The 5,442-nt window shown below is 48.9% G+C and carries 6 protein-coding genes and 1 riboswitch; of the genes, 3 read left to right on the forward strand and 3 right to left on the reverse strand.

Annotated elements, in window-relative coordinates:
- Positions 1–85: 85 nt before the first annotated feature.
- Entirely contained in the window at positions 86–1,066 is a 981-nt protein-coding gene (locus ACTHUT_RS13355; RefSeq protein WP_250601247.1) for a hypothetical protein, read from the forward strand.
- 6 nt (positions 1,067–1,072) lie between these two features.
- Here the strand turns inward: ACTHUT_RS13355 and rfaQ are convergent, their stop codons facing one another.
- Complete coding sequence (rfaQ, locus tag ACTHUT_RS13360; RefSeq protein ID WP_250601249.1) at positions 1,073–2,155, reverse strand: putative lipopolysaccharide heptosyltransferase III; 1,083 nt, start codon at positions 2,153–2,155, stop codon at positions 1,073–1,075.
- Between the two features lie 148 nt (positions 2,156–2,303).
- Positions 2,304–2,348, forward strand: a riboswitch (PreQ1 riboswitch).
- Positions 2,349–2,351: 3 nt separating this feature from the next.
- On the opposite strand from rfaQ, the gene queF reads away from it, so the two are divergent.
- Together queF and ACTHUT_RS13370 are read left to right on the forward strand one after the other, a co-directional pair.
- Entirely contained in the window at positions 2,352–2,825 is a 474-nt protein-coding gene (gene queF / locus ACTHUT_RS13365; RefSeq protein WP_250601251.1) for a preQ(1) synthase, read from the forward strand.
- A gap of 100 nt (positions 2,826–2,925) precedes the next feature.
- On the forward strand, positions 2,926–3,603 hold the full coding sequence (locus ACTHUT_RS13370) for a 7-cyano-7-deazaguanine/7-aminomethyl-7-deazaguanine transporter (protein WP_250591904.1): 678 nt from the start codon (positions 2,926–2,928) through the stop codon (positions 3,601–3,603).
- 67 nt (positions 3,604–3,670) lie between these two features.
- Here the strand turns inward: ACTHUT_RS13370 and ubiM are convergent, their stop codons facing one another.
- The gene (gene ubiM / locus ACTHUT_RS13375) at positions 3,671–4,855 is read right to left on the reverse strand and encodes a 5-demethoxyubiquinol-8 5-hydroxylase UbiM (protein WP_154954191.1); all 1,185 of its coding nucleotides are present in this window, start codon (positions 4,853–4,855) and stop codon (positions 3,671–3,673) included.
- A gap of 274 nt (positions 4,856–5,129) precedes the next feature.
- The gene (gene rpmA, locus ACTHUT_RS13380) at positions 5,130–5,402 is read right to left on the reverse strand and encodes a 50S ribosomal protein L27 (protein ID WP_002212328.1); all 273 of its coding nucleotides are present in this window, start codon (positions 5,400–5,402) and stop codon (positions 5,130–5,132) included.
- Positions 5,403–5,442: the final 40 nt, after the last annotated feature.

Consider the following 5,442-nt stretch of genomic DNA (forward strand, 5'->3'; position numbering starts at 1 on the left):
CGGCTCTTTTTCAGGGCGTAAAGGCAAGGTTCCGAAACACATCATTTGTCGCGTAAAATAACGGTTTTCCTATCTATTTGCGCTTATGAAGCTGACCCTCGCCCTCCCCTCGCTCAACCGTTTTGCCGACGAATCCGTTCCTGCGTTTGCCTTACCTGCTTTTAACCGTCTTTTGCGTTACGGCATATTACGCAAAGAAACACTCAGGCCATCTGAATTTTACGGCCGCCATTTGTGGAGCGGCAGCCTCATTACCCAAGTGCAACGTTTACGCCACACAAGCCCAAACCGCACAGCCGCTTTTGCCTCTCCGGTTTGGCAACAGATGGGCATGCACCATGTCAACATTATCAGCGGCGAGTTTATCGGCATCCAAAAAGAGGAGGCGCAACGGTTATGTGCGGATTTGTCGGCGTTTTATCAAGCTAAAGATTGGCAATTCGAGCCGCTTTGCGAAAGTATGTGGCTGCTCAGTATGCCGAAGATTGAAGATTGGGGCGCAGAATGTGTTTTGGATGTGTGCGGGCAGCCGGAAATGGACGGTCAGGCGCACGGCAAGGATGCGGTGTCTTGGTTGGCCATGCAGACGGAAATCCAAATGTTTCTCCACACGCATCCGATTAACCAAGCGCGTGAACAACAAGGATTGCCAGAAATCAACGGTTTGTGGCTGTGGAATGACGTGGACGGTACACAGTCTGCGGATATCGTCGCTTCAGACAGCGCATGGGCGCGTTTTTCGGATACGCCCAAACTCGATGCGCCGTATGATTTGAAGGCTTGGTTTGAAATGATTCAAGAAACAGGCAACACGGTTTCAGACGGCCTTATCTTTTTGGACGACTTGGTTTCCACCTTACAGACAGGCGATGTTTGGGCATACAAAGATATTTTGGAAAGCTGGGAAACCCGTTGGTTTACGCCTTTATGGGACGCACTCGCTTCAGGCCGTCTGAAAACCGTGTGCATTGCTACAGGCGGCGAAAACGGCGGCACGCTGGAAATCGGCCGCCGTTCCAAATGGGCGTTTTGGCGCAAAGCTAAAACGTTTAACGGATCGTGGTAAGCGGTTTTAAGCCTCCAACGCTTCCAATTTGGCAGAAATTCCATCCCACACATCCTGCAACGGAATCGCTTTCAACAGACGTGTCGGATCGTTGGTATCGATACTGTCAGGGTTGGGCAGTTCGGCATAATCGCCGGCATAAATGACTTCCGCCTGCTCGGAATACGGACGCCATTTATCCACCCATGACGCGCCAAACAAAGCGATTTGCGGTTTATCCAAAGATGCGGCGATGTGCATCGGTGCGGAATCGACACCGACAAACAGCTTGGCGCCCTCAATGGCCGCCGCCAATTCACGCAGACTCAAGCATCCGGACAGCACATATACTTTTCTGCCTTCCGGAATATTCAGACGGCCTATAATTTCCTGAAGCATGTATTGCTCGACAGTGTTGTGAGAAGCAGTCAATACGACATTCTGTCCGCTGTTGAGCAGAAGCTGTACGATAGCGGCGTTTTTGCCGTCTTCCCAACATTTGAAATGCCAACGCGCACCCGGGTGCAGCAACACATAATCTTCGCCGCTCCAACCCTGCTCACGCAATTTCTGCCGCATGCTTTCCCTTGCATCTTGTGCCACCCAAAGGCGTACTTTCGCATCGGCCACGTCTTCCGGCTGGATAAGTGGCGCAAGGATATTCAATTGATTTTCAACGATATGATGACTGGTATCAAGCTCATGGTTGATAAAATCATGACAGAAACGCCACCAGAAACCGTCGCGCTTGATGCAGTCCAAACCCACGCTACAACGGGCGCACAGTTTGGCGATTATTGCCGCGCGCCATTGGTCGGACAGGTTGAAAGCCCAGTCGTAATCGCGTGCCTTCAGCTTAGACAAAAGGTTTTTCTCACACGCCAACTGCTTGATTACGCCCAGCTTCTTCCAATTTCGATCAATGGTAAAAATCTGCGCAATCTGCGGATTATCGGCAATCAGCTGCCCCGTACCGGCATACACCAGCATATCGATTTCGCAATCGGGGAAACGGGTTTTCAGCGCATCGACCACCGGCGTGCTCAAAAGCACATCGCTATGATGGCGCAATTTGATGATCAGAATACGTTTGGGTTGGGCTAAAGACATACAAATACTTTCAGACGGCCTGTTGATTGGCTGCTATTGTAAAGCGGAAAACAGGTTTCATAAAATACAAAACAGGCCGTCTGAAACCTATCTTGCTGATTCATCGCTATAAAATCCGCACAAGCCATGCAATTTATATTACAATCCGCACCCCGTGGTTCGAAAACCTCCCACATTAAAAAACTAAGGAAACCTCATGTTCCGCAACAACGAAGAGCTGCAAGGCATCTCCCTTTTGGGCAACCAGAAAACCCAATACCCGAGCGAATACGCGCCTGAAATTTTGGAAGCGTTCGACAACAAACATCCCGACAACGACTATTTCGTCAAATTCATCTGCCCCGAGTTCACCAGCCTCTGCCCGATGACCGGCCAGCCCGACTTTGCCACCATCTACATCCGCTACATCCCCCATATCAAAATGGTGGAAAGCAAATCCCTGAAACTCTATCTCTTCAGCTTCCGCAACCACGGCGACTTCCATGAAGACTGCGTCAATATCATCATGAAAGACCTCATCGCCCTGATGGATCCGAAATACATCGAAGTATTCGGCGAATTCACACCGCGCGGCGGCATCGCCATTCACCCGTTTGCCAACTACGGCAAAGCAGGCACAGAGTTTGAAGCTTTGGCACGCAAACGCCTGTTTGAGCATGATGCACAATAATCCTATTCAGACGGCCTAACGCCCTTCTCATTGCAAGACTTTCTCTATTGCACAATCTTGCAAGGCTTCATGCCGTCTGAAAAACTTCCGAAAGATTCCCATGTACGAATTTACTGCCGCACAGCAGAAGAAAGCGCTCTTCTGGCTGGTGCTTTTCCATATTTTTATTATTGCCGCCAGCAACTATCTGGTGCAGTTCCCCTTTCAAATTTTCGGTATCTTTACCACTTGGGGCGCATTTTCCTTCCCCTTTATCTTCCTCGCTACCGACCTGACCGTGCGCATTTTCGGCGCGCCGTTGGCGAGACAGATTATTTTTTGGGTGATGTTCCCCGCCCTGCTGCTCTCTTACGTCTTCTCCGTCCTCTTTCATAACGGCAACTGGACAGGTTGGGCATCTTTAACTGAATTTAACACCTTCGTCGGCCGTATCGCATTGGCCAGCTTTTCCGCCTATGCGCTTGGACAAATCCTCGATATTTTCGTGTTCAACAGATTACGCCGTCTGAAATCATGGTGGGTTGCTCCTACTGCTTCCACCATTGTCGGCAATGCTTTGGACACGCTGGTGTTTTTCGCCGTTGCCTTTTATGCGAGCAACGATGAATTTATGGCGGCAAATTGGCAAGGCATCGCATTTGTCGATTATCTGTTCAAACTCGCCATCTGCACCCTCTTCTTCCTGCCTGCCTACGGCATCGTATTGAGCATCTTGACCAAAAAGCTGACTTCCTTAAACGTCCGTCAAGAAATGCCCGAATCAGTTTTAGCCAAATAAGCAGTAGATAAAAAACAAGGCCGTCTGAAACTTTAATCGTTCAGACGGCCTTTTATGTTTTAAACAATTAACCAGTCAATTGTTTGGTAATCAGTTTTTTCAGCGGTGGGAAGTTATTACTTGCACGCAATACCAAACCGCGCAGCAGTTTCGCCGGAGCAGTTTCATTGGTAAAGAGTTTCAGCAGCATATTGGTGCCGTGGTAAATCGGATGGGCATGCAACATATGCTTGGTGCTGTATTTTTCCAGCAGGCTCTTCGCACCAATATCCTGACCGCGTTGCTCGGCTTCAAGCACCAATTTAGCCAAAAGATCGGCACTTGCCAGACCCAAGTTGAAACCGTGCGCAGTAACCGGATGCATACCGACTGCGGCATCGCCGATCAACGCGCTGCGTTTGCCATAGAAACGTTGGGCAATCATGCCGACCAAAGGATAATTGTGAATGGTGCTGACCAATTCCATATCGCCCAAACGGCCTTTGAGTTGCTCTTTCACGCTGGCTGCCAACTCTTCCGGCGACATATTTTTAATCGTTTCGGCTTTATCGCTGTCCACCGTAATCACGGTATTGGTCAAGTGTTCTTCCAAAGGCAGTAACGCAATGGTGCGACCGTAGTGGAAGCATTCATATGCAGTATGCAGGTTGGACAGAGTATGCTTCATGCGGCACACAAACATGGTGCGGCTGTAATCGTGCATATCTGAAGAAATGCCCAATTGACGGCGCGTTTGCGAGAAGCGACTATCGGCGGCCAACAACAGACGGCCGGTCAATACTTCGCCGCTTTCCAAAATAACTTGCGCCTCATTGTCAGAAGTTTTAACTTCTTTAACATTGGTGCCGGTCAGGATTTTGACGTTGTCCAATTTGGACACGACTTCATAAGCGGCTTTGCGGATATTGTGGTTGGAGATCAAATAGCCCAAGCAGTCCGCAGGCTCGCCGCGCGCCTGAGTCGGTTGCGGGAAGTGGAGCTGGTAATCGGAATGACCGTTCAACACTTTAGCATCGCGCAAAGGATAAATTTCGTCTTTTGGAATCAAATCCCACATCCCCAATCGCTGCATGATTTCACGCGACAGATGCGTCAGTGCGATTTCACGGCCATCATATGGCGGATTTTGTAACACTTCTAAAGGACTTCTTTCAATCAGGGTTATGTTCAAACCGCTTCCGGCCAACTCTGCGGCAAAACTTAATCCGGCAGGGCCTGCGCCGACGACGAGAATATCACTGTGTAAGCTCATGGGAGGAATTCCTTGTATTCAACTGATACGGATTTTTTCAGACGGCCTTAAGTTTACTGTGTTTAGCTACAGGAGGGCAAATCAAAGGCATTTGATAGATTATATAGAAAGAGTCGATAGAATAAAACAAAGGCCATCGATTGTAAGCACGTTTTTACTTTGGCCTTAATATAAATCAAGCTTCACGACATACGGATTTTATCAAACAGACAAAACCGTCAGATAAACAAAAACCGCATTCCGAAAAGGAATGCGGCTTTCAATCGTAAAACGATTATTCTTCAGAACCGGTATAAGGACGGATGCTGACGGTTTTACGGTTCAGCGCGCCTTTGGTTTTGAATTCAACGTAACCGTCGACTTTAGCAAACAAAGTGTGGTCTTTGCCCATGCCTACGTTGTCACCTGCGTGGAATTTAGTACCACGTTGACGAACGATGATAGAGCCTGCCGGAATCAGCTCGTTGCCGTAGGCTTTAACGCCCAAGCGTTTGGCTTCTGAATCGCGACCGTTGCGGGTGCTACCGCCTGCTTTTTTACTTGCCATTTGTAATACTCCTGAACTTACTTGAAATTAGGCGATTGCC

This window comes from Neisseria sp. P0022.S010 (assembly GCF_051956635.1).

Coding starts and splice junctions, on each gene's coding strand:
- rfaQ (WP_250601249.1), bottom strand. CDS start 2,155: ATGTCTTTAGCCCAACCCAAACGTATTCTGATCATCAAATTGCGCCAT.
- ACTHUT_RS13370 (WP_250591904.1), top strand. CDS start 2,926: ATGTACGAATTTACTGCCGCACAGCAGAAGAAAGCGCTCTTCTGGCTG.
- rpmA (WP_002212328.1), bottom strand. CDS start 5,402: ATGGCAAGTAAAAAAGCAGGCGGTAGCACCCGCAACGGTCGCGATTCA.
- ubiM (WP_154954191.1), bottom strand. CDS start 4,855: ATGAGCTTACACAGTGATATTCTCGTCGTCGGCGCAGGCCCTGCCGGA.
- queF (WP_250601251.1), top strand. CDS start 2,352: ATGTTCCGCAACAACGAAGAGCTGCAAGGCATCTCCCTTTTGGGCAAC.
- ACTHUT_RS13355 (WP_250601247.1), top strand. CDS start 86: ATGAAGCTGACCCTCGCCCTCCCCTCGCTCAACCGTTTTGCCGACGAA.